General features: G+C 63.9%; 18 protein-coding genes. 8 read left to right on the forward strand and 10 right to left on the reverse strand.

Annotation, left to right across the window (positions count from 1 at the left end; all coding sequences use genetic code 11):
• Nucleotides 1–154 precede the first annotated feature (154 nt).
• From ACYU03_RS10235 to ACYU03_RS10260, 6 genes are all read left to right on the forward strand, one after another.
• Nucleotides 155–907: a FadR/GntR family transcriptional regulator gene (locus ACYU03_RS10235; RefSeq protein ID WP_461890322.1), complete on the forward strand. Its 753-nt coding sequence runs from the start codon at nt 155–157 to the stop codon at nt 905–907.
• A gap of 121 nt (nt 908–1,028) precedes the next feature.
• Nucleotides 1,029–1,778, forward strand: coding sequence for a cache domain-containing protein (locus tag ACYU03_RS10240; RefSeq protein ID WP_461890324.1), 750 nt, complete (start codon nt 1,029–1,031; stop codon nt 1,776–1,778).
• A 108-nt stretch (nt 1,779–1,886) separates the two neighbouring features.
• Nucleotides 1,887–3,584 carry an FAD-dependent monooxygenase gene (locus ACYU03_RS10245; protein WP_461890327.1) on the forward strand — a complete coding sequence of 566 codons (1,698 nt, stop codon included), beginning with the start codon at nt 1,887–1,889 and terminating at the stop codon, nt 3,582–3,584.
• A 10-nt stretch (nt 3,585–3,594) separates the two neighbouring features.
• Nucleotides 3,595–3,780, forward strand: a complete 186-nt coding sequence (locus ACYU03_RS10250) for a DUF2783 domain-containing protein (RefSeq protein ID WP_461890329.1) — start codon at nt 3,595–3,597, stop codon at nt 3,778–3,780.
• Between the two features lie 89 nt (nt 3,781–3,869).
• Nucleotides 3,870–5,216, forward strand: a complete 1,347-nt coding sequence (locus ACYU03_RS10255) for an MFS transporter (protein ID WP_461890330.1) — start codon at nt 3,870–3,872, stop codon at nt 5,214–5,216.
• 45 nt (nt 5,217–5,261) lie between these two features.
• Entirely contained in the window at nt 5,262–6,071 is an 810-nt protein-coding gene (locus ACYU03_RS10260) for a LuxR C-terminal-related transcriptional regulator (protein WP_461890332.1), read from the forward strand.
• A 74-nt stretch (nt 6,072–6,145) separates the two neighbouring features.
• Here the strand turns inward: ACYU03_RS10260 and ACYU03_RS10265 are convergent, their stop codons facing one another.
• From ACYU03_RS10265 to nspC, 3 genes are all read right to left on the reverse strand, one after another.
• Entirely contained in the window at nt 6,146–7,855 is a 1,710-nt protein-coding gene (locus ACYU03_RS10265; protein WP_461890334.1) for an amidase, read from the reverse strand.
• A 311-nt stretch (nt 7,856–8,166) separates the two neighbouring features.
• Nucleotides 8,167–9,411, reverse strand: coding sequence for a saccharopine dehydrogenase family protein (locus ACYU03_RS10270; protein ID WP_461890336.1), 1,245 nt, complete (start codon nt 9,409–9,411; stop codon nt 8,167–8,169).
• A 27-nt stretch (nt 9,412–9,438) separates the two neighbouring features.
• Nucleotides 9,439–10,536, reverse strand: a complete 1,098-nt coding sequence (gene nspC, locus ACYU03_RS10275; RefSeq protein WP_461890338.1) for a carboxynorspermidine decarboxylase — start codon at nt 10,534–10,536, stop codon at nt 9,439–9,441.
• 231 nt (nt 10,537–10,767) lie between these two features.
• Between nspC and betT the strand changes: the two genes are divergently transcribed.
• The gene (betT, locus tag ACYU03_RS10280) at nt 10,768–12,738 is read left to right on the forward strand and encodes a choline BCCT transporter BetT (protein WP_461890340.1); all 1,971 of its coding nucleotides are present in this window, start codon (nt 10,768–10,770) and stop codon (nt 12,736–12,738) included.
• Nucleotides 12,739–13,314: 576 nt separating this feature from the next.
• Here the strand turns inward: betT and ACYU03_RS10285 are convergent.
• The 4 genes from ACYU03_RS10285 to ACYU03_RS10300 form a co-directional block, all read right to left on the reverse strand.
• Nucleotides 13,315–14,517 carry an NAD(P)/FAD-dependent oxidoreductase gene (locus tag ACYU03_RS10285; protein ID WP_461890342.1) on the reverse strand — a complete coding sequence of 401 codons (1,203 nt, stop codon included), beginning with the start codon at nt 14,515–14,517 and terminating at the stop codon, nt 13,315–13,317.
• Between the two features lie 242 nt (nt 14,518–14,759).
• Nucleotides 14,760–15,158, reverse strand: a complete 399-nt coding sequence (locus tag ACYU03_RS10290; protein ID WP_461890344.1) for a response regulator — start codon at nt 15,156–15,158, stop codon at nt 14,760–14,762.
• Between the two features lie 90 nt (nt 15,159–15,248).
• Nucleotides 15,249–15,893, reverse strand: coding sequence for a response regulator transcription factor (locus ACYU03_RS10295; protein WP_461890346.1), 645 nt, complete (start codon nt 15,891–15,893; stop codon nt 15,249–15,251).
• A 64-nt stretch (nt 15,894–15,957) separates the two neighbouring features.
• Nucleotides 15,958–17,499: a sensor histidine kinase gene (locus tag ACYU03_RS10300; RefSeq protein WP_461890347.1), complete on the reverse strand. Its 1,542-nt coding sequence runs from the start codon at nt 17,497–17,499 to the stop codon at nt 15,958–15,960.
• Nucleotides 17,500–18,031: 532 nt separating this feature from the next.
• On the opposite strand from ACYU03_RS10300, the gene ACYU03_RS10305 reads away from it, so the two are divergent.
• Nucleotides 18,032–19,474: a mechanosensitive ion channel domain-containing protein gene (locus ACYU03_RS10305; RefSeq protein ID WP_461890349.1), complete on the forward strand. Its 1,443-nt coding sequence runs from the start codon at nt 18,032–18,034 to the stop codon at nt 19,472–19,474.
• On the opposite strand, the gene ACYU03_RS10310 is transcribed toward ACYU03_RS10305, so the two are convergent.
• The 3 genes from ACYU03_RS10310 to ACYU03_RS10320 all read right to left on the reverse strand — a co-directional run bounded on the left by ACYU03_RS10310 (nt 19,434) and on the right by ACYU03_RS10320 (nt 22,633).
• Nucleotides 19,434–20,501, reverse strand: a complete 1,068-nt coding sequence (locus tag ACYU03_RS10310; protein WP_461890351.1) for a GlxA family transcriptional regulator — start codon at nt 20,499–20,501, stop codon at nt 19,434–19,436. The two genes, ACYU03_RS10305 and ACYU03_RS10310, sit on opposite strands and share 41 nt — an antisense overlap.
• 142 nt (nt 20,502–20,643) lie before the next feature.
• Entirely contained in the window at nt 20,644–21,171 is a 528-nt protein-coding gene (locus tag ACYU03_RS10315) for a hypothetical protein (RefSeq protein WP_461890353.1), read from the reverse strand.
• A 28-nt stretch (nt 21,172–21,199) separates the two neighbouring features.
• Nucleotides 21,200–22,633 carry a catalase gene (locus ACYU03_RS10320; RefSeq protein WP_461890355.1) on the reverse strand — a complete coding sequence of 478 codons (1,434 nt, stop codon included), beginning with the start codon at nt 22,631–22,633 and terminating at the stop codon, nt 21,200–21,202.
• Nucleotides 22,634–22,817: the final 184 nt, after the last annotated feature.

Here is a 22,817-nt window from a genome sequence, read left to right on the forward strand (position 1 = left end):
TGTTATTTGCCAACAGTCCCGAAAAGGGGCGTCAAAGCACTAGAATGGGCAATTAATCGGTATCGTGCGTTCGGCGCTTCGCTATAAGATACGAAACTGAACCTTTTAGCCGAGGCCCGTGCGCCCGCCTTGCAATGCTCTATAGGGAGAGGCAATGACTGCCCTGAATACTGCTCGTAACACCGCATTCATCCGGTTGCGCCAGGAAGGGCGTACCGATGAGGTGGCGCGGAGGTTGGTGGAAGCCATTGAACTGGGACTGTTTGCCGAAGGGCAGCAACTGCCCAGCGAGTCGGAATTGGCCCTGCAACTGGGGGTCGCCACCGTCACCCTGCGCGAGGCGCTGGTGGTGCTGCGTCAGCGTGGCCTGATCGAAACCCGCCGTGGCCGCAATGGCGGCAGTTTCGTCTGCGCGCCGGTGGAGTTGCCCGAGGCGTTGCTGCTGCAGCGCCTGCGCGACATGAGCGGCCCGGATCTGCGCGACCTGGGCGATGAACAGACAGCCATTTCAGGCACTGCCGCGCGTCTTGCGGCCAAGCGCAGCTCGCCTGAGCAGCAAGCGCGCATCGCCCAGCACATCGAAACGCTCAAGCAGGCCGGCTCGCGCCTGGCCCGGCACCGAGCCGATGCCCGCTTTCATATCGAGGTGGCGGCTGCCGCCCAGTCGCTGCGCTTGACCAACGCCGAGATGCGCCTGCAGTCGGAAGTGGGCGAACTGCTCTGGATGGAGGCGGCCGGTGGTGGTGATGTGACGGTGGTCGAGCAGGAGCATCGGGCCATACTCCAGGCGCTGGTCGCAGGCGATGCGGTGTTGGCCGGGGCACTGGCCGAGGCTCATGTCAGTCGCGGCATCAAGCGCCTGATCAGCCTGCGCCTGGAGTTGCTGGCCGAATCGGATGAGGATTGAAGCTGCGGTTCAGGATGAAACGCGCCAGGGTTGGCGTGGTAATTGCGTCACATTGTTTTGACAGGCCCGCGAGGCCATAGCAACCCATAACAAGAAAGCCGAACCTGCGTGAGGTAATGCCATGTTTGCCCTGAGCGATAACGATCCCCTGTCGGCCTGCGCCCAGCAGTTGGACAGCACACTAGGGACTATCTTCAGCCAGGTCCGCCAGTTGGTGGAAGAAACCCGAGGGCTTTGGGAGCGGGTCCTGGCCGAGGGGCGCGAGCCTACCGCCAAGGACCTGGCCTTGCTGCGTCCGGCGATCGACCGGCAGTTGCTGGTCACCGGGGCATTCGGTTGCGGTGGCGGCGTCATCGTCGAACCTGGCTGCCTGGCCGACCGGGAGATGCATCTGGAATGGTGGTACCTGGCCGATGCCGGCAAGACTCTCCCCCTGCGCCCCAACTTCGACCGGCGCCGGGAAAACTACTACGACTATACCGAGATGCCTTGGTACCGCCGGCCCCGCGACAGCGGCAAGAGCGTGGTAGAAGGCCCCTACGTGGACCTCTACGGCACCAACATGTACGTGCTGACCTTCACCATGCCGATCCTGGTGCAGGGCCGCTTCATCGGCGTCGCCGGGCTGGACCTGTCCCTGCACAACGTCGAGCGCCTGCTGGTGCGCAGCCTGATGCGCCTGGAACACGAGGCCGTGCTGATCTCCGCCGACGGCCGGGTCATCGCCTCCAACACTGCCAATTGGATGGTCGGCGACTTGGCCCAGACCCTGTTGAACACCATGCCCCTGGACGGGATCCGCCTGGCCCTGGCCGAGTCGGAAGCCGGCTGGTCGCTGGTGCGCCTGCCAGCGTTGCGCAAGGTGGCCTGAGAAGCCCTGTCCTTCAAGTTGTCCCCTCAAGGGGACATCTTTTGCCTTCGCTGCCCTTAAAGTCATCTGCGAATCCGTAATAACCACAAGAATCGGAGACGCAGTTCGATGCATGCACCGCTCGCAGAGCCTCGTCGCTCCCTATATTTCGATTACCAGGTGTTCCCTGCCCATACCGCCGGCGTCGGCGGCGAGGCCGGGCGTCACCGCGTGGTCATCGTCGGTGCCGGCCCCATCGGCCTGACCATGGCCCTGGACCTGGCCCGTCACGGCATCCCCTCGGTGGTACTCAGCGCCGAGCGCCAGGTCAGCGAGGGGAGCCGTGCCATTGTGTTCACCCGCCGCTCGCTGGAGATCCTGCAGCAGGTCGGCGTGGCCGGGCGCGTCACCGCTACCGGACTGGGTTGGCGCTTCGGTAATTCCTACTACCGCAACCAGCGGGTGTTCCGCATGGAAGCCCCGCACGATCCGGACGACCGCTTCGCCCCCATGACCAATCTGCAGCAGCCGTGCCTTGAGCAGTTTCTGGTCGAGGCCTGCCAAGCCAGCCCGCTGGTGGAGTTGCGCTGGGGCAACAAGCTGACCCAACTGACCCAGGCCGAGGACCACGCCACCCTGGAGGTGGACACCCCGGCAGGGCCCTATGCCTTGCAGGCCGATTGGGTGGTGGCGGCCGACGGTGCCCGCTCGACCTTGCGCAGCCTGCTCGGGCTGAAGCTCGAAGGCGCATCCTACGAAGGCCGCTTCGTGATCGCCGACATTCGCATCGACCTCGATCTGCCTACCGAACGCCTGGCCTATTTCGACCCCGCCTGGAACCCCGGCAACACCGTGCTGATGCACCGCGAGCCAGGCAATATCTGGCGTATCGACTACCAACTGCCGGCCGATGAAACGCCCGAACAGGCCCTGTCGCCGCAATCGCTGCGCGAGCGCATCGATGCGCAACTGGCCATGCTCGGGGTGCAGGACCCGCAGTGGGAGTTGGACTGGTGCTCGGTGTATTCGGCACGCGCATTGACCCTGCCGGACTACCTCCACGGGCGGGTGATCTTCACTGGCGATGCCGCGCACTTGCTGCCGATCTTTGGAGTGCGCGGGGCCAATACCGGTTTCCAGGACTGCCATGCCCTGGGTTGGAAGTTGGCCATGACCCTCAAAGGCCTGGCCGGCCCGCGGTTGCTCGCCTCCTACAGCGCCGAGCGCGTAGGCGCGGCTCGCGAAATCATCGCCGAGGCGGGCAAGAGCACACGCTTCATGAGCCCGCCCACTGCCGGCCAACGCCTATTACGCGATGCGGTGCTGTCGTTGTCGTTGAGCCAGGCCTTCGTGCGTCCGCTCTACCACTGGCGCACCTCGCGCCCGCACGATTATGTCGACTCTTGCCTCAACGCCCAGCTCGACGATGACAGCTGCTTTAGCTGCGGTCCCCGCAAGGGCGCGCCGCTGCTCAATATCCGCCTGGGAGATGATCAGTTCCTGTTCGACCGGATGGGCGCGGCCTTCCAACTGCTGTATTTCACCGATGCCGAGGCGTTGCCCGAGGACGTTCAGACCGAGGTACAGGCCCTACGTGAGCGGGGTATCGCCCTGCAGGTAATTGTTGTCGCCAGTAGCCGACACGCCGCTGTGCGCGGTGCCGACAGCCTGGTCGATGACCGCGAAGGACATATGCGTGACAAGTACGGCGCCAGCCCCGGCAGTGCCTACCTGGCGCGTCCTGATCAGCACGTTTGCGCCCGCTGGCGCCAGCTCGGTGGTCAGGCTTTGCGCTGCGCTGTCGAAACCGCCTTGGGCAATGGATGAGAGCTTTGTCATGACCTCGCAACTGACCACCACCGACCTTGAAAACCTCTACGACCAACTCGCCGATGCCCTCGACGGCTCCCCAGAAGGCAAGCAGCAACTGATGCTGGTGAAACTGGCCTTGCTCTGTGCCGAGGCGCTAGGCGATGCCGAGCAGTTCGGCCTGCTGGTCCGTATTGCCCAGCAGGACCTCTAGCGCCGTCCGTTACCTGCGTGCAGCACGCCGCTGGTCTGCCAAGGCAGGCCGGCGCACCTTCCAATAACAAGAACCAGGAAGCCCACCACGTGAATCCAAGCCTCAATGCCCCGGCGCCGAGCAGGGCGGCCGGCTGCCCGCGCGACCGTTACCAGCCGGTGTGCGACAAGGTCTCTCGGCGGCTTATCGCCTTCCTGTTCGTCTGCTTCGTGCTGTCCTTCCTGGACCGCATCAACATCGGCTTCGTCGGCCTGACCATGATGGACGACCTGGGGTTGAGCAGCACCCAGTTCGGGCTGGCTTCGACGGTGTTCTACATCGCCTACATCGCCTGTGGCATCCCCAGCAATATCGCCCTGGCGCGCATCGGCGCACGGCGCTGGATCGGCAGCCTGATGATCGCCTGGGGGCTGGCCTCGACTTGCACGCTGTTCGCCTGGGACGCCACTTCGCTGTACCTATTGCGCATGTTGGTGGGCATCACCGAGGCGGGGTTCCTGCCGGGCGTGTTGCTGTACCTGACCCTATGGTTTCCGGCGCTGTATCGGGCCAGGGCCAATGCTTTGTTCATGATCGCCATGCCCTTTACCGCTGGCTTCAGCTCCGCGCTTTCGGGGTTGATTCTCGGCCTTGATGGGGCATGGGGGCTCAAGGGCTGGCAGTGGCTGTTCCTGCTCGAGGGCTTGCCTTCGGTGCTGATGGGGTTCGTGGTGTTCGGCTACCTGGATGACCGCCCATCCCAGGCACGCTGGTTGGATGCCAAGGAGCAGCAGTTGTTGCAGCAGGCGCTGCAGGCCGACCGTGACAACGCCAAAGCGCCTGCCAGCGCGCCCGCCGGCAGCCTGTGGACCGAGTTGTTTTCGCCGCGCATCGCGCTGTTCTGCATCGTCTACTTTTGCCTGGTCAACACCCTGGCGATGATCGCGGTGTGGACGCCGCTGATCGTCAAAAGCTTCAACACTGGCGGCAGCAACCAGCAGATCGGTTTGCTGGCGGCCATCCCGCAGGTGTGCACCGTCGTGCTGATGATCGTCTGGGGCCTGCATTCGGACCGCACCGGCGAGCGCCGTTGGCATCTGGTGTTGCCGATGTTGCTGGCGGCTGCGGGCTGGGTGCTGACGGCGCTGTCGGACCATGCGCTGCTGCAACTGGTCGGCATCTGCATGGCCGCCAGTGGCTCCTACAGCGCCATGTCGATCTTCTGGACCACCCCGGACCAGGCCCTGAGCATGCGCGCCTGCGCTGTGGGCATTGCCGTGATCAACGCCGTGGGCAACATTGGCTCGGCGCTCAATCCGCTGGTGGTCGGCTGGCTCAAGGACGTGACCCTGGGTTTTGCGGCAGGCTTCGTCTATGCGGCGCTGCTGATGCTGCTGGGGGCCTTGCTGGTGTTCTGCCTGCCGATTGGCGGGCAGGGCGGGGTACAGCGGCGATGAGAGGGTGGTAGAGTCATGGCTGGCCTTTCTCCGAGGAAATCCGCCATGCAGTACTGGCCCTTGCGTTCCGGGCAGAGCGACCCTGGCGTCAACATCGCCCCTATCGTCGGTTTGCTGGCCAAGGTAGGCGGCAACCCCAGCAAATGCCTGGCCGCCGATCTGCTGCAGGTCATCGGCCCGGGCGTGCCTCTGGCCCAGTGCACCATCTTCGCCTATCCCCAGCGGCGCAATCCGCATGTGGTGTCGATTGCCGACCGCGCTCGGGAAGTGTCGTTGCCCACCATCTCCAGCACCTACGTGCAGCGCTTCTACAGCCAGGATGGCAACCAGCAGGCCATGAGCGGTGGCAGTGCCCGTGGCAAGAGCCTCGTCCAGCGCCAGACCATCGACGACATTGCCCGGGGCGAGTACCGGCGTATCTGCTACGAACAGCCGCAGATCGCCGAACGCCTGGCCTTGCTGACCCCTTGCGAAGGCAACCGTTGGTTGTCGATCAATTTCTACCGCGGCCGTGAGCATGGGCACTTCTCGGACCGGGAGATGGGCCATCTGGAGGCCCTGGCTCCGCTGCTGGTCCAGGCGGGGCGCCTGCACTATCACGCTTATTTGCAGGCCAATGAAATGCCGTTGCTGCTGGCCGAGCGGGTGATGAAGCTGCAACCTGTCGAGCTGACCCTGCGCGAGCAAGAGCTGTTGCGCCTATTGCTCGGTGGCAGCGCGGTCGAGGAAATCGCCGAGCGGCTCGGAGTACGACCGGTGAGCGCCGCGACCTATATCAAGCGGTTGTACCGCAAGCTCGGCGTGGGCGGGTTGCGCGAGCTGTTCGGAGTCGCTACCCAGGCGCAATACCTCTAGGTGCCAGCGTCAGCTGGCGAAGCCTTGTCTGAGGTAGAGCGATCTGGGCAGCTATCGCCAGCTGACGCTGCTTCCTACTTGGATTGCAGCGGTGGGGTACGTGGCGGGATCATGCGTCGCGAGCCGGTCGACTCGAACGCTGCGGCAAAGCGTAGCAGGGCCGAGTCGTCGTAGGCGCGGCCAGCGAAGGTCAAGCCGGCGGGCATACCGATGTCGGCCATGACGCCCATCGGCACGGTGACCGTGGGCACGCCCAGGTGACGGATGGCCAGGTTGCCATTGGCGACCCAGACACCATTGCTCCAGGCGATGTCCGCGGACTGCGGGTTCACATCGGCATCCGCTGGCGCCACGTCGGCGACCGTCGGGAAGATCACCGCGTCCAGTCCCAACTGCGCCATCCAGTCCTCGAGGTCGATCTTGCGCGTCTGCTCCAGGCCTCGCAGGCCATCCGGCAGGGTGCTGATTTCGTTCCACGGGGTGATGCCGCGCTCGGCCATGCGCACGTACTCGTCCATGCCGGCGGCCAGGTCGCCTTCGCGGTTGGGCAGAGTACCCGGGTCGTGGGGGAATATCTGCGGTCCGTCGACATCGACCAGACGGTTCAGCTTGGGGTCGCCGTTGGCTTGCAGGAAGTCGTCGAACGCCCAGGCTGTCAGGTCCCACAGTTCGTGGTGCAGGAACTCCTTGGAGACCAGGCCGCGGTTGAACACCGTCGGCGCGCCCGGACGGTCGCCCTCGCAATTGGACACCAGCGGGAAGTCGACCTCGACCACTTCGGCGCCAGCCGCTTCGAGTGCCTGGCGCGCTTGTTCCCAGAGGTCGATCAGGGTCGTCCGGGTATTGATGCGCTGTCCGGTCGGTCCGCCGATGCCCGGCGCCTCGCTGGTGCCCGCGTCCGGGTCCTTGTTGATGTACATGCGTGGCACGCCGAAGCGCTTGCCCGCCAGGGCCTCGGCCTTCGCCGCCAGGTCCAGGTAGGACGCCGGGCGCACCGAGGCGGCGCTGGGGATCGGCACCCAGGGTTGCAGGCGCCACAGGTCGCCGCGGGTGTCCGGGTCATCGGCGACGATCACGTCCAGCACTTCGAGCAGGTCGGCCATGGTTCGGGCATAAGGCACCACCACGTCCATGGTCGGGGTCAGTGGCCAGTTGCCGCGCACCGAGATCACACCGCGTGATGGGGTGTAGGCGCACAGGCCGTTGTTCGAGGCCGGGCCGCGGCCGCTCGACCAGGTCTCTTCGGCCAGGCCGAAGGCCGAGAAGCTGGCGGCAGTGGCGGTACCTGCGCCATTCGAGGAGCCCGAGGCGAACGGGGCGGTGAGGTAGCCCGCGTTGTACGGGCTTTCCGCACGGCCATACACGCCGCGCTGCATGCCCCCATTGGCCATGGGCGGCATGTTGGTCTTGCCCAGGCAGATGGCGCCGGCGGCGCGCAGGCGCTCGATGGTGAAGGCGTCGCGGTAGGCGACCAGCTTGGCGAAGGCCGGGCTGCCCGAGGCGGCCGTCAGGCCCTTGACCAGGTAGCTGTCCTTGGCGGTATAGGGGATGCCGTCCAGCGGGCCAAGGGTCTCGCCCCGGGCGCGGCGGGCGTCGGAAGCCTCGGCCTCCTTGAGCGCCTCGGGGTTGCGGACCACGACCGCGTTCAGCGCGGTGGCGGTGGCGGGTGTGTCGTAGGCGTCGATCCGGGCGAGGTAGGCCTTGACCAACTCGACTGCTGTCGTCTGGCCGGATTCGAGCGCGGCACGCAGTTCGGCGATGGAAACCTCGGTGACTTCGATCATGCTGCTTCTCATGTCTGTTTTCGTTGCGCGGTGTTACGCGACAGGTGCTGGATTAACAACTTTAGCGTTCCATTTTGCAACAGTTGCGGTTTTGCATCGCTGCAAATGGCTTGAGGCTTTATCGCAAGTGGTGGTCAATCCAGCGCTGCTGGCAGGGACTCTGAGGGAGATTCTATGGTTGGAGGCAAGACGAGCCGGAGAGGGAGAGGATCAAGCAGGCATGCCTGCCAGGTTCCGAGGCGTCAGGCCGACGCCTCGGAAGCAGAGTCGGACAAGGCGCGCCCTTGCGGCGCACCCTGTCTCAGTACGACTCAGGCCGTGGCGTCCCAAGCGCGGTCGCCACGCTCGTCCTTGACGCGGGTCGGCAGGCCCATCACGTCCAGCGCCTTGAGGAACGGCTCGGCCGGCAGTTCCTCGACGTTGACCATGCGCTGCACATCCCACTGGCCACGGGCGACCAGCAGGGCGGCAGCCACGGGCGGCACACCAGCGGTGTAGGAGATGCCCTGGCTGTCGGTCTCGGCGTAGGCTTCCTCGTGGTCGGCCACGTTGTAGATGAACACCTCGCGCGGCTGGCCATCCTTGCTGCCCTTGACCAGGTCGCCAATGCAGGTCTTGCCGGTGTAGCCCGGCGCCAGCGAGGCAGGATCAGGCAGCACGGCCTTGACCACTTTCAGCGGCACGACTTCGAGGCCTTCGGCGGTCTTGACCGGTTGCTCGGAGAGCAGGCCGAGGTTCTTCAGTACAGTGAACACGTTGATGTAGTGCTCGCCGAAGCTCATCCAGAACCGCACATTGGGCACGTTCAGGTTCTTGGACAGCGAGTGCACTTCATCGTGGCCGGTCAGGTACAGGTTCTGCGAGCCTACGACCGGCAGGTCATCGGTACGCTTGACTTCGAACATGGTGTTGCTGGTCCACTGGCTGTTCTGCCAGCTCCACACCTGTCCGGTGAATTCGCGGAAGTTGATTTCCGGGTCGAAATTGGTGGCGAAGTACTTGCCATGGGAGCCAGCATTGACGTCGAGGATGTCGATCGAATCAATGCTGTCGAAATACTGTTGCTGCGCCAGGGCTGCATAGGCGTTGACCACACCTGGGTCGAAGCCTACGCCGAGAATGGCGGTGATGTTCTTCTGCTGGCATTCCTCGAGGTGTTTCCACTCGTAGTTGCCATACCAGGGCGGGGTTTCGCAGATTTTGCCCGGTTCTTCGTGAATGGCGGTGTCCAGGTAGGCAGCGCCGGTATCGATGCAGGCACGCAGCACCGACATGTTGAGGAAGGCGGAACCGACGTTGATGACAATTTGCGATTCGGTTTCGCGGATCAGCGCCTTGGTCGCCTCGACATCCATGGCGTTCAGCGAGAAAGCCTGGATGTCGGCGGGCTGCTTGAGGCTGCCCTTGGCCTTGACGCTGTCGATGATGGCCTGGCATTTGGAGATGTTCCGCGACGCAATCGCAATACGACCGAGTTCGTCGTTATGCTGCGCGCACTTGTGGGCCACCACCTTGGCGACACCTCCTGCACCAATGATAAGAACGTTCTTCTTCAATTTAGCTATCTCTCCTTATCTGCCAGCTCAGGAAAGGCTGGACAGGTAGTCTTGGAAACCAAACTCACGAACCACCTCGACGGTACCGTCGAGTTGTTTCACTACGATGGCCGGCATTTTCAGGCCGTTGAACCAGTTTTTCTTGACCATGGTGTAGCCCGCTGCGTCGATGAACGACAGCCGATCGCCGATGGCCAGCGGACGATCGAATTGGTATTCGCCGAAGATGTCTCCGGCCAGGCAGGACTTGCCGCACACCATGTAGGTGTGTTCGCCCTCGCTGGGCGCCAGCTTGGCGTTGAGGCGGTAGATCAGCAGGTCGAGCATGTGCGCTTCGATGGAGCTGTCGACCACGGCCAGGTGCTTGCCGTTGTACAGAGTGTCGAGCACGGTCACTTCCAGCGAGGCGCTCTGGGTGATGGCTGCTTCGCCCGGCTCCAGGTAGACCTGCACGCCGTACTTCTCGGAGAAGGCCTTCAGGCGCGCGCAGAATGCGTCCAGCGCATAGCCTTCGCCGGTGAAGTGAATGCCGCCGCCGAGGCTGACCCACTCGACCTTGTGCAGCAGGTGGCCGAAGCGTTCCTCGATCACGTTCAGCATCTGGTCGAACAGGTCGAAGTCGCCGTTCTCGCAGTTGTTATGGAACATGAAGCCGGAGATCTGGCCGATGACAGCTTCGATCTTTTCCGGGTCCCACTCGCCCAGGCGGCTGAAGGGGCGCGCCGGGTCGGCCAGCAGGTAGTCCGAGCTGCTCACCTGGGGGTTGACGCGCAGGCCGCGCACCTTGCCCTCGGACGCCTCGGCGAAGCGCTGCAACTGGCCAATGGAGTTGAAGATGATCTTGTCGCAGTTATCGAGCATCTCCTCGATCTCGTCGTCGGCCCAGGCCACGCTGTAGGCGTGGGTCTCGCCCGCGAACTTCTGGCGGCCGAGCTTGAGCTCGTACAGCGACGAGGAGGTGGTGCCATCCATGTACTGCTGCATCAGGTCGAACACCGACCAGGTGGCGAAGCACTTGAGCGCCAGCAGCGCCTTGGCCCCGGACTGCTCGCGCACGTAGGCGATCTTCTCCATGTTGCGCAGCAGCTTCTGTTTATCGATGAGGTAGTACGGCGTTTTGATCATTTAGAGGCCCCCGGCCAGGCCGGCCAAAAAAAGGACACGCATTGTGCCTTCACTCGATACATATCGAAAGAGCGCAATGCGCATTTCGTCTGAGCTGGTGTTTCAGTTTGGTTACAGGGGACTGCCGGGCGTGACGCAATCCCAGGCAAACTCCGGCGGTGGCTGGCGGTCAGAGTCTATCCTTCACCTCTGCAAGCGCCAGCCCGCGCGTCACCCTGGAGAGTCACGTACATGGCTTCGAAGAACGAACCCGCCACTACGCCCACCCTCAACCCGCCGGTATTCTGGACATCGGCGGTCTTGCTGCTGTTGCTGGTGCTCTATGCCAGTGTGTTCCATGACCATGCCCAGGCGCTGTTCGCCCTGGTCCAGCATTGGATCATCACCAATGTCAGCTGGTTCTACATCCTGGCCGTGGCGATCATCCTCGGCACGGTGGTGTTCCTCGGCATCAGCCGCTACGGCGACATCAAGCTGGGCCCTGACCATAGCAGCCCGGACTACAGCAGCACGACCTGGTTCGCCATGCTCTTTTCAGCGGGTATGGGCATTGGCTTGATGTTCTTCGGCGTGGCCGAGCCGGTCATGCATTTTCTCAAACCGCCGGTGGGCGACGGCAACACGGTCGCTGCCGCCGGAGAGGCGATGAAGATCACCTTCTTCCACTGGGGCCTGCACGCCTGGTCCATCTATGCCATCGTGGCGCTGATCCTGGCGTATTTCAGCTACCGCCACGGCTTGCCGCTGACCCTGCGCTCGGCGTTGTATCCGCTGATCGGCGAGCGCATCCATGGGCCGATCGGCCATGCGGTCGACATCTTCGCGATCATCGGCACGGTGCTGGGCGTGGCCACCTCGCTGGGGTTCGGCGTGGCCCAGATCAATACCGGGTTGAACGCCTTGTTCGGGCTGCCGGTGTCCATCCCCGTCCAGATCGTCCTGATCATCGTGACCACCGCCCTGGCCACGTTGTCGGTGGTGTCCGGCCTGGACAAGGGTATACGGCGGCTGTCGGAGCTGAACCTGAGCCTGGCGGTGCTGTTGATGCTGATGGTGGTCCTGCTCGGGCCGACCGTGCTGATCCTGCAGACGTTCGTGCAGAACACTGGTGGCTACCTGAGCGAGATCGTCAGCCGCACCCTGAACCTCTACGCCTACCAGCCAACCGACTGGATCGGCGGCTGGACCCTGTTCTACTGGGGCTGGTGGCTGGCCTGGTCGCCGTTCGTGGGGCTGTTCATCGCACGCATCTCGCGCGGGCGCACCATCCGTGAATTCGTCACCGGCGTGCTGCTGGTGCCGACCGCGTTCACCTTGCTGTGGATGACCGTGTTCGGCAATACCGCCATCCACATGATCCTCGACGAGGGCTTGAGCGACCTGGCGATGTCGGTCGACAAGGACACCTCGCTGGCGCTGTTCGCCTTCCTCCAGCACTTCCCGTTCGCCAGCGCGATCAGCGTGCTGGCGGTGGTGATGGTAGTGGTGTTCTTCGTCACCTCGGCCGACTCCGGCGCCATGGTGGTGGACATGCTGGCCTCTGGTGGCGAAGAACACACGCCTGTGCGCCAGCGCATCTTCTGGGCTTCGAGCATGGGCCTGGTGGCCATTGCCCTGTTGCTGGCCGACGGGCTCAAGGCCTTGCAGACGGCGACCATCGCCAGCGCCTTGCCGTTTACCCTGGCCTTGTTGTTCAGCATGCGCGGTCTGCTCAAGGCGCTCAAGCTCGATGCCACCAAGCGTGGCTTGCGCCATCAGGCGCTGAGCATCTCGCCGACCGCATCGCGGGCCACGGGGAGCTGGCAGCGGCGTCTGCGAACCCTGGCCATGTTCCCCCGGCGTACCCATGTGCTGCGTTTCATCAGTGAAGTCGCCAGGCCGGCGTGTTTGTCGGTGGCCGAAGAATGGCGCCGCCAGGGTTATGAATGCAGCGTCGAGGACGGCGAGGAGGGCAGCGTCAGCCTGAAGGTCGGCCCGGCTGACAATCCGTTCGTCTACGAGATCAGGCCCCATGCCTATGCGATGCCGAGCTTCGTGATGACTGACTCACCCAGCGAAGAGCGCAAGTACTTCCGCGCCGAAGTGCACTTGCGTGAAGGCGGGCAGGATCATGACGTGATGGGCTGGTCCAAGGATGAAGTGATCGGCGACATCCTCGACCACTTCGAGCGGCATATGCACTTCTTGCATCTGGTGGGTTGAGGCAACTGATGGTCATGGCGCTAAGTGCCTCATAAAAAAGGTTCTTCACGGATTGCTTGGGGGAGTCAGTGGGGTAGCGCGATGGTCATCAGGCGCATGCCTTAAGTCTTTTCGCGCCCTTACGATCCCGCGCCGCCCATGCGGCGCATCGCGACACAAGGCCGCTCCCACAGTAGCCTTGGTGCTGGGCGAAAGATTGTGTGGGAGCCTGTTGCGCCCACCTCGATATCTCTGTCGTACAAACAAAGTCTAAGACTTCGGTCTATCAGGCCATGGCACGTTGCAATCGATGTGGGAGCGGCCTTGTGTCGCGATGCGCCGCGCGGGCGGCGCGGGATCTTGGAGGCACCGAAGAACTGCCGGCATGCACAGCGATGCGCCGCGCGGGCGGCGCGGGATCTAAAGGACACCAAAGAACCTAAGGCAGGCACCCGCCATAAAAAAACGCCTGCCAATCCATGGCAGGCGCAACGCAAGTCCCGAAGTCGGAGGAGGGGGGAGGCACGCCCGGGACGTCATTCAAAACCAAGGGTCAATCCGGGGAGGGCGACGCCGCCGCTCCCCGCGCTACTCGCTTCACGCCACCGGGATCAACGGGTCAGCCGCAGCCAGGGCTGTGGCGCGGTCGGCGGCTGGTGGGTAGATCCAGAGGCTGTTGATCTGGGTCTTGAGGTTCTTGGCGTCATCCTTGAGCAGCTTCACCTCACGCTCCCAGCCTTCGGTGTACACCGCGCCCCAGGCGCCCAGGTCGAGACAGGTCACGTACTTGGGCTGGCGGTAAGTCATCGGTTGCAGGCCCAGCAGGTCGGCCACGACGTTGTTGCCCGCGTAGCGGCCCAGGGGGATGGCGTGCTGGCAGGACATCAGGGCGAAATTGCCAATGTCGTCGCAGGCGGCGTAGGCGACATCGCCGGCCGCGTACACGTCCTGGCTGCCCTTGACCTTAAGGTGGCCGTCCACGTGCAAGCGGCCCTGGTGGTCGCGTTCACCCTGGATCTGTTCGGTGAGCGGGTTGGCACGGAAGCCCACGGTCCAGATCACGGTCTTGGATTCGATGCGCCGGCCGTCGTCGAGGGTTACGCCGCTCTCATCGACGGAGGCGACGCTGGCGCCGCAGATCCATTCGATGCCCAGTTCCTTGGAGGCCTCTTCGATGGACGGACGAATGCCATCGCCCATGGCCGCGGCGATCTTCGCTCCACGGTCGACGACGATGACCCGGGGCCGAGCCTGATCGCCCAGGATCGCGCGCAGGCGCGCGGGCAATTCCGTCGCGGTCTCGATGCCAGTGAAGCCACCGCCGGCGACCACCACGGTGTTGCGTGCTTCGCTGTCCGGCAGGTCGGCGAGGGACTTGAGGTGCTGCTCAAGGCGTATGGCCTGTTCGATCTTGTCCACATCGAACGCGTACTGGTGAATGCCTTCCAGGTTGGGGCGGTTGAGCTGGCTGCCACAGGCGAGCACCAGGCGGTCGTAGCCCAGGCTGGCATCCTGGCCGGACGCATCGCGGTAGGTGACGGTCTTGGCGGCTTCATCGATTTGCTGGGCCGTGCCTTGCACGAAGCGCACGTTCACCGCGTCGAACAAGGGTTGCAACGGCGCGGCCATGTTGTGCACATCCGGTTCGTAGAAGCGCGGACGGATGCGCAGTTCCGCCTGGGGGGCGAGGAGGGTGATTTCCACGTCGTCACGGCCCTGCTGGTCCAGCAGACGGCTGGCGCTCAAGGCGCTCCACAAGCCAGCGAATCCTGCGCCTATGATCAGAATCTGTTGTTTCATGTTGTGCTCCTGAGAGTGTCTGGATATCACTGGGTTAATTTGATTGTTGGCGTGGGCGCGACGGTGGATATTGCACTTCGAGTTTATACACTCACTCTATATATCTAAGAGCGTAGAACTCGTTGCCGTGCCTTGGAAAAATAATACGCCCTCAGCGTGACGGTGGCACTGCAACATGCGGTTAAGCGACAGGCGCCAAGGCATCGGCTAGTTATACAAAAGTATCGATGCTGAGAAGTTTCCTAATGACCCGCGGAGCCACTCAGGGCAACTTCGATATAGTCGATAAGTTGTTCCGAGCGGAAGGGCTTCGGCAGGCAGGCGATGGGCTCCGGCGTGCCGCTGCGCAAGGGCGGAACCCCCCTGGCATAGGCGGTGATGAAGATCACCGGGATGGTGTAGCCCATCGCCGCCAGGGCTTCGTACATCTCGATGCCACGCATACCCGGCATTTGGATATCCGAAACAAGGCAATGGGTCTGGCCGGGACCATCGGAACAGAGGAAGTCCTGGGCGCTGTCATAGGTCTTTACGCTATAACCATGGGAGCGCAATAAACTGTTCAGGGCGATTCGCATGGCTTCGTCGTCATCGACCACTGAAATATTGGCAGGTGCGGGCATATTGTAATCTTGCGTCATGTCGGCTGGCTCATGATGGCGCCGTGATAATCGCAAGGTACGCCGTCCTGGCCGGCGAAGTTAGTATACCTGCGTATAGTTGGCCGCTATTCAGTGATTGACATCCAACACCTCGGCCATACGCACCAGGTCGGCGAACGAACGGGCACCCATCTTGCGCATGGCCTGGCCACGATGGGTCTTGACGGTGATCTCGCTCAGGCCGATCTCGCCAGCGATCTGCTTGTTCATCAGGCCCGAAACTGCCAGGGCCATGACAGTCTGCTCACGTGGGGTGAGGGTGGCGTAGCGTTGGCGCACGCTTTCCAGCTTGCGCTGAGCATCGCGCCGCTGGTGGTCCTTGGCCAGGGCGGCGGTGACGGCGTCGATCAGGTCCTGCTCGCGCAAGGGCTTGGTCAGGAAGTCCACCGCACCGGCTTTCATCGCCCTCACGGTCATGGCAATGTCGCCATAGCCCGTCATGAAGACAATGGGCAGATCAATATCGGTCGTGCTCAAGTAGCGCTGGAAATCCAGGCCGCTGACGCCTTGCAGGCGCACATCCAGCACCAGGCAGCTGGGCGTGTCCGGACGTTTGTGGGCGAGGAAGTCGTTGGCCGAGCCGAACAAGCCAACCCGCAGGCCGATGGAGCGTAACAGGCTGCCGAGGGACTCACGCAAGGCCGTGTCGTCGTCGACGATGAAGACATAGGGGTCGCCGTTGGCGGCGAGGTTCAAGGGATGTGACTCGTTCATGACAGGCTCCTTGAGCAAGAGGATATGCGGCTGCACAGGGCTGGGCGCGCAGCCCGCCCTCGGGTCAGCCGGCTTCGCCAGCCACCTGGGGCAGTGCCAGCAGGAAGCTGGCGCCCTGCTCGCCATGGCTGCTGGCGCTTATCCGTCCACCATGGAAGTCGACGATGGAGCGGCAGATCGACAAGCCCATGCCCAGGCCGTTTTCCTTGGTGGTGAAGAAAGGGTTGAACAGGCTAGGCAGCACCTCGGCCGGAATGCCGCGCCCCTGGTCGGTGATCTCCAGCAACACCTCGCCTTCCTCGACCCAGGAGCGCAAGTGCAGGAGCCGGCGGTCGGCCTTGACCGTCGCCATGGCCTGGCAGGCGTTGATGACCAGGTTGATGATGACTTGCTGTAGTTGCACCCGGTCGGCGTTGACCTGGTCGTCCAGGGCATCGAGCTCGACCTTGGCGGTGATCTTGTGGTGGGCCAGTTCGTGTTGCAGCAGGCTGAGGGTCTCTCTGACCACCTCGTTGAGGGATTCGGTCTGGCGCAGCGGATCGCCTTTGCGCGACAGCGTCCGGACCCGGCTGATGATCTCGCTGGCGCGGTTGGCGCTGGCGATGATGCGCTCCAATGACTGGCGCGCTTCCTCAAGGTCGGGTTCGGGCCGGTCGAGCCAACGCCGGCAGGCCTCGCCGCTGCTGGTGATCGCGGCCAGGGGCTGGTTCACCTCATGGGCGATGGAGGCCGCCAGTTCGCCCAGGGAGGTCACCCGGGTGACATGGGCCAGTTGCATCTGCGTGCGGTAGAGGGCTTCCTCGGCCTGCTTGCTGGCGGTGATGTCCATCAGCGCACCGAGGTACTCCAGGCGCCCGTGTTGGGTCGACAGCGGGCTGGCGATCATGTGCACATGCTTGATCCTACCGTCGGGCATCAGCAGGCGATGCTTGACCTCGAGCAGGCTCTCCTCGCGCGCGGCCTTGTCCAGCACTGTCAGCAGCAGCGAGCGGTCTTCGGGGTGGGTGCGCTGCACGATCATCGACAAGGTGGGTTGTTCGGCCAGCGGGTACTCGAAGATCCTCGCCGACTCGTCCGACCAGGTCACCTCCTCGCGTCCGGCGCGAAAGCCGATGCTGCCGGTCTGGCTCAAGCGCTGTGCGCCGATCAGGTAGATCTCGTTGTGTCGCAAGCTGTCGGCGGCGTACTTGCTGCGCAGGGCGAGGAAGGTGATGGCCGACAACGCAGTCAGACAACGGAAGAAGCCCGTGGAGGTGCTCCAGCTGTGGTAGCCACCATTGGCCAGGAACAGCACCACCAGCAGGCTCATGCACATCAGGGCGACGGCGATCACCACGTTGATCGAGAACAGGTTGGCCGCCATCAGCAGCAGGGTGATGTAGAGGATGGTGGGGGCCAGGTCGCTGTGGGTTTCGGCGTTGATGATGACGATGCCGAAGGCGACGATCAGGCCGACGATCCATCCAAGGGCGTTTTCCAGGGGCTTGGGGCTGATGCCGATCAGCGGACGCGCACTCAGGTGATACCCCGGGCTGTAGCGTTTGGCTTCGTTGCTCCTGAAGCAGTTGAAGCGTCGTAGTGCACTGGCTGGCCTGGTGATGTTCATGCGGTCATGCGCTCCTCATCGGCGTGACATCCGGGCGGTAACGAAAGTTTGAAAGCAGGCAGTGATGGAAGACCGGCAACGAAAAGCCCGGCGGCCTCTCGTGGGATGGGGCGCCAGGTGATGTTCAAGAATGAGCGCGCTGCAGGCGCTCTGGCAGACCTGTTGTTGTTCATGTCGGTCATGCGCTTCTCGATGGAAGAAACCGTAATTCATCGTAAGAGCAAAGGTGTGCGCCACCTAGGCCAAAAAACCCAGACTTTCTGCCAGCGGCCAGGCCTTCTGCGAGGCGCGATACAGTGCATTGTGGGAGGGCAAGACAGCCTGGGTAGACGCCGCCGAGCGCGGCAACAGAGGTAGGCCGGAGCTCCGAGGCATACCCAGGTATCGATAGGCCAACCCGATGTACAACTGACCGCACCGTCCTCCCGCGCTTAACCTGCGGTCATCATCATCCGCGCGCGGCTGCTTGCCATTGCACGCCGGGCCTTCCGTCACCCAAAGCCGGGCCCATGCCGGCCCGCGGAGAAGTTCCGTGCCCCTGTTCCTGCAGACCCACCCCTTGGCCATCGGCGCGCTGCTGATACTGCTCGACCTGGCGCTCTGGCATTTCATCGACAGCCAGTACCGTACCCTGCGGATCGCAGTACGCCTGCTCATCTTCGCCGCCTTCAGCGGGAGCATGACGATGGCCGGGATCAGCCCCCTGCAACCGGCGCCTTGGCCGGACGATGCCTTCCTGAACCTCGTCGCCACCGCGCTGGGCATCGGCTGGTGGCTGTTCGCCGCGCGGACACTCACGGTGCTGCTGGGCAATGGCCTGATGGGTCGGGATGGGCATAGCGCGCGGCTACTGTATGACCTGATGGGGGCGGCGATCTTCCTGGTGGCCATCGTCGCCGCGACAGCTTATGTGCTGCAGTTGCCGGTCAAGGGCTTGCTGGCGACCTCGGGGTTCGTGGCGATTGGTGTCGGCCTGGCGCTGCGTACCACACTGGGCGACGTGCTCTCGGGCATTGTCCTGAACACCACCAAGCCCTACCAGCTCGACGACTGGATCGCCATCGACGGTATCGAAGGCAAGGTGATGGAAATCGACTGGCGCAGCACGCACCTGATGACGGGGCAGGGCAGCCTGGCGATCCTGCCCAACTCGCTGATCGCCAAGACCCGGATTCTCAACTACAGCCGTCCCGGCAACGCCTACGCGGTCAGCGTGGTGATGGCCATTCCCAGCGGCGTGCGCCCCCGCCAGGCCATCGAGGCACTGGAGCGGGCATTGCAGGGGACTCGCGACCTGTTGCCGGGCTTCTCGACCAAGGTGTCGCTCAAGAGCTCGCACCTGGAATACAACGAATACGAGCTCAAGGGCTATGTCGGTACCATGGGGCAGAAGAACGAGGTGTGCAACCTGATGTTCGATCTCGCTCACCGACACCTGGAGGCTTCCGGCATTACCTGGTGGACCACGGCCGGGGCAGGCAAGGAGGTCCAGCCCTGGAGCCGCCAGCGACGCCTGCTGGAGGAGGCGCGGATCTTCCGCTCCCTCAGCAAGGACGCGCGGGAACAACTGGCCAACGCCATGGTGGCGGTGGAGTACCAGGCCGACGAGGTGATCCTGGCCCTCAATGAAGTGGCCAACTGCCTGATGATCATCAGCACCGGGGTGATATCGGCGTCCATCCACGATGGCGAGCAGTTGATTGAGGCGGTGCGCCTGGGCCCTGGCGAGGTGATGGGCGAGGAGGGCATTCTCGCCGAGGGCCGCTCCCGTGCCGAATTCCGAAGTATCACCAGCGGCCGGTTGTACCGCATCGACCGCTCGTTGCTGGGGGCCCAGCTCGATCACCAGAGCGAACTGAAGGTGGCCTTGAACAAGCTCCAGCACCAGCGCGAGGGCATCCGCAGCCTGGTAGTGATGAAGAAGCCCGAGCAGGTCAGGAAGGGTGGGCTGCTGCGCTGGTTGCGCTGGCGGTGAAGGCGGCCGGGCGGGCGAAGCGGTTGCGGTAATCCCGGGGCGAGACCGCCAGATGGCGCTGGAACGCGTGGCGCATCCGCTCCTCGCTGCCGAACCCGCACAGGCGGGCGATCTGGTCGATGTTGCAGGCCGAGTTCTCCAGCAAGCGCCGTGCGGCTTCCAGGCGGAACACCTCGATGGCCTTGGCCGGTGTGCGGCCGGTCTTGAGCTTGTAGACCCGCGAGAAGTTGCGTGGGCTCATCCGCACTTGCTGGGCCAGGCGCTCCACCGTCAGGTGGGGGTCTTCCAGGTTTTGCGTCAGCCACAGGTGCAGATCGTCGAATTCGGCACTGTCTTCGCCCTGGGACTTGAGCAGTTCACTGAACTGCGCCTGCCCGCCGGGGCGCTTGAGGAACACCACCAGTTCGCGGGCCACCTGCATGGCCACGTCGCGGCCACAGTCGGCCTCCACCAAGGCCAGGGCCAAGTCGATGCCGGCGCTGACGCCCGCCGAGGTCCAGACCGAGCCTTGCTGGACGAAGATCGATTCGTTGTCTACTTCGATATCGGGGAAGTCGCGGCGCAGCACATCGCACATGGCCCAGTGGGTGGCCGCGCGTCGGCCGTCGAGCAGCCCTGCGCTGGCCAGGAGGAAGGTGCCGCTGCAAACCGAGGCTGTGCGCTTGGCCCGGGCTGCGGCGATACGCAGCCAGGCCACCAGTTGCTGGTGCTCGCAAAGGGTACGGATCATCTCGGGGGCGCCTGGCACGATCAGGGTATCCAACGGTCCTTCCAGCAGGGGTTCCAGGCGCTCGGTGCCCACTGCCAGGCCTTCGGCGGTCGGCATCAGGCCGCCGTCCAGGCTGGCGGTGTGCATCTGGTAACCGGGCAGGCCGCGTTCGGCCATGGCCTTGGTGGCGGCCCAGAACACCGTCTGGGCGCCGGTCAGGTCGAGCAGGCCCATTTGCGGGTAGGCGAGGAAAACGAGGGTACGGGGTTGTTCCAGGGGCAGGGTGATGGGCTCGGAAACAGGGGGAATGTTGTTCATGGGGGCGTTGTTGATGGCTCGAGGGTCGGAGAAGGTCGTTCGAGAGCGTGCGGTCGGCCCTGACCTCGCTCCATGGTAGTACAACCCCGAGGGGATGATAAGGACGATGTCAGGGCCTGCGGGCGGTGTGTTCGGAGCCTGGCTAGCTGGCGGACAGCCGGGCCTCCGGCACCAGCACATGGCGGATCCGTCCGACCAGGTAATGGTTGAAGTCCAGCACCTCGGCCAACAGTGCCGCCTGCACCCGCTCACCCCGCTCGTGGGCGGCCGCCAGCAGGGCCTGGAGTTCGCGGGCCGCGCTAGCCAGGTCCTCGACATCCCTGCTGATCAGACGCAGGCAGTCGCAGAAGGACAGGGCTTCCGGGCACTGCAGCGCCAGGGCGCAGGCGTCGAGTTCCGGCAGCGGCGAGAAGCCGCCCAGCGCCGTGATTTGGCGACAGAGCATGTGCTGTTGGGAGCGGGTCATCAGTACGATGTTCTGCAACAACCTGCGCAAGGCCTTGAAGCTGACCCGGCGCAGCCGCCACTGCGCCAGTTGCAGGTGTGCCTGCAGCTCGCCGGTGCGCCAGCGTTGCCGTTGCAATTGTTCGATCAGTTCCAGCCTGCTGCACAGCGACAACCCATTGGCGTCGCTGTGGGCAGGTATCGGTGGTAGCTGCAGGTTGCTCATGGGTCCCGTCCCTCGCTGGCCGCCGGGCTCAAGCCAGCCGTTCGATCGCTGCCCGGACTCCGGCGCCATAGGCGGCATCGGCCAGGCTGCAGTGGCGGATATGGCGCTCGATGACTTCTCGGGAAGCCCCTTGGATGGCGCGTGCGGTGTTGTCGAACAACGCCTGCTGCTGGAGCGGCGTCATCAGGCGGAACAGGGCGCCGGGCTGGGAGAAGTGGTCGTCCTCGGCCTCCATGCTCCAATGGCCGGCAGCGCCCTGGAGCGGCAGCGGTGGTTCGGAGAAGTCCGGTTGTTCATGCCACTGGCCGGTGCTGTTCGGCGTATAGGCCAGGGTGCTGCCGTAGTTGCCGTCGACGCGCATCTGGCCATCGCGGTGGTAGCTGTGCACCGGGCAGCGTGGCGCGTTCACCGGGATCGCCGCATGGTTGACGCCGAGACGGTAACGCTGGGCATCACCATAGGAAAACAGCCGGCCCTGGAGCATCCGGTCTGGCGAAAAACCGATGCCCGGCACCACGTTGGCTGGATTGAACGCCACCTGCTCTACCTCGGCGAAGCAGTTGTCCGGGTTGCGGTTGAGCTCTAGCACGCCCACTTCATGCAGTGGGTAGTCGGCATGGGGCCAGACCTTGGTCAGGTCGAAGGGGTTGATGTGATAGTCCTGGGCGTCCTGTTCTGGCATGAGCTGGACGTACAGGGTCCAGCGCGGGAAGTCGCCTTTTTCGATGCTGCAGTACAGGTCGCGCTGGTGGGTTTCGCGGTCCGTGCCGATCTGTGCGCTGGCCTCGGCATCGGTAAGGTTGCGAATGCCCTGCTGGGTCTTGAGAGTGAACTTGACCCAATGCCGCTCATTGGCCGCGTTGATGAAGCTGAACGTGTGGCTGCCGAAACCGTGCATATGGCGGTAGCTGGCGGGGATGCCTCGGTCGCTCATCACTACGGTGACTTGGTGCAGGGCCTCGGGCAGCAGGGTCCAGAAATCCCAGTTGTTCTGGGCGCTACGCAGGCCGGTGCGGGGATCGCGCTTGACCGCGTGGTTGAGGTCGGGAAATTTCAGCGGGTCGCGGATGAAGAACACCGGCGTGTTGTTGCCCACCAGGTCCCAGTTGCCCTGTTCGGTGTAGAACTTGATGGCGAACCCCCGGATGTCCCGTTCCGCGTCCGCGGCCCCACGCTCGCCGGCTACCGTGGAGAAACGCACGAACAGCTCAGTCTGCTTGCCCACCTGGGCGAACAGGCTGGCCTTGGTGTAGCGGGTGATGTCCTGGGTCACCGTGAAGGTCCCGTAGGCGCCGGAACCCTTGGCGTGCATGCGCCGCTCCGGGATGACCTCGCGGTCGAAGTGGGCGAGTTTCTCCAGCAGCCAGATGTCCTGCAACAGGGCCGGCCCGCGCGGGCCGGCAGTCTGGACGGTGGTGTTGTCGACGACGGGGGCGCCAGAGGCCGTGGTCAGCTTCTTCATCAGGTTGTCCTTGGGTCTTGTGAGGGTGCCGTGGCGGGGCTGCGACAGTACTGGACAGGAGGGGCGGTCTGCCCATGGGTTGTCGCATCCGATCCATGGACGAGGGTAATCGGCAGGGCGGTGCCGAACACTTCTACCTGGAGGCGGCTGGGTCATATGTTCGTGGGGGGCTTCGATACCTTGG

The sequence above is a fragment of the Pseudomonas sp. X10 genome, from assembly GCF_054889225.1.

What these genes read in the sequence shown, in the direction of transcription:
- ACYU03_RS10235 (WP_461890322.1), top strand. Translation starts at nt 155, where the DNA reads ATGACTGCCCTGAATACTGCTCGTAACACCGCATTCATCCGGTTGCGC.
- ACYU03_RS10240 (WP_461890324.1), top strand. Translation starts at nt 1,029, where the DNA reads ATGTTTGCCCTGAGCGATAACGATCCCCTGTCGGCCTGCGCCCAGCAG.
- ACYU03_RS10245 (WP_461890327.1), top strand. Translation starts at nt 1,887, where the DNA reads ATGCATGCACCGCTCGCAGAGCCTCGTCGCTCCCTATATTTCGATTAC.
- ACYU03_RS10250 (WP_461890329.1), top strand. Translation starts at nt 3,595, where the DNA reads ATGACCTCGCAACTGACCACCACCGACCTTGAAAACCTCTACGACCAA.
- ACYU03_RS10260 (WP_461890332.1), top strand. Translation starts at nt 5,262, where the DNA reads ATGCAGTACTGGCCCTTGCGTTCCGGGCAGAGCGACCCTGGCGTCAAC.
- ACYU03_RS10265 (WP_461890334.1), bottom strand. Translation starts at nt 7,855, where the DNA reads ATGATCGAAGTCACCGAGGTTTCCATCGCCGAACTGCGTGCCGCGCTC.
- nspC (WP_461890338.1), bottom strand. Translation starts at nt 10,536, where the DNA reads ATGATCAAAACGCCGTACTACCTCATCGATAAACAGAAGCTGCTGCGC.
- betT (WP_461890340.1), top strand. Translation starts at nt 10,768, where the DNA reads ATGGCTTCGAAGAACGAACCCGCCACTACGCCCACCCTCAACCCGCCG.
- ACYU03_RS10285 (WP_461890342.1), bottom strand. Translation starts at nt 14,517, where the DNA reads ATGAAACAACAGATTCTGATCATAGGCGCAGGATTCGCTGGCTTGTGG.
- ACYU03_RS10290 (WP_461890344.1), bottom strand. Translation starts at nt 15,158, where the DNA reads ATGACGCAAGATTACAATATGCCCGCACCTGCCAATATTTCAGTGGTC.
- ACYU03_RS10295 (WP_461890346.1), bottom strand. Translation starts at nt 15,893, where the DNA reads ATGAACGAGTCACATCCCTTGAACCTCGCCGCCAACGGCGACCCCTAT.
- ACYU03_RS10300 (WP_461890347.1), bottom strand. Translation starts at nt 17,499, where the DNA reads ATGAACATCACCAGGCCAGCCAGTGCACTACGACGCTTCAACTGCTTC.
- ACYU03_RS10310 (WP_461890351.1), bottom strand. Translation starts at nt 20,501, where the DNA reads ATGAACAACATTCCCCCTGTTTCCGAGCCCATCACCCTGCCCCTGGAA.
- ACYU03_RS10315 (WP_461890353.1), bottom strand. Translation starts at nt 21,171, where the DNA reads ATGAGCAACCTGCAGCTACCACCGATACCTGCCCACAGCGACGCCAAT.
- ACYU03_RS10320 (WP_461890355.1), bottom strand. Translation starts at nt 22,633, where the DNA reads ATGAAGAAGCTGACCACGGCCTCTGGCGCCCCCGTCGTCGACAACACC.